Source organism: Pantoea sp. USMM079, assembly GCF_037153115.1.
GTDB lineage: Bacteria > Pseudomonadota > Gammaproteobacteria > Enterobacterales > Enterobacteriaceae > Pantoea > Pantoea communis.
In genome coordinates this window covers 1-235 of sequence record NZ_JBBCKX010000086.1, presented here as the reverse complement: position 1 = coordinate 235, position 235 = coordinate 1, and the positions used below count along the sequence as shown (strand labels likewise).

Here is a 235-nt window from a genome sequence, read left to right as displayed (position 1 = left end):
TGCGTGCGCTTTACGCCCAGTAATTCCGATTAACGCTTGCACCCTCCGTATTACCGCGGCTGCTGGCACGGAGTTAGCCGGTGCTTCTTCTGCGGGTAACGTCAATCGATGCGGTTATTAACCTCATCGCCTTCCTCCCCGCTGAAAGTACTTTACAACCCGAAGGCCTTCTTCATACACGCGGCATGGCTGCATCAGGCTTGCGCCCATTGTGCAATATTCCCCACTGCTGCCT

1 rRNA gene is annotated in these 235 nt (G+C 55.3%); it reads right to left on the bottom strand.

Annotated elements, in window-relative coordinates:
* A 16S ribosomal RNA gene (locus WFP70_RS26730) occupies window positions 1-235 on the bottom strand; the annotation flags it as partial.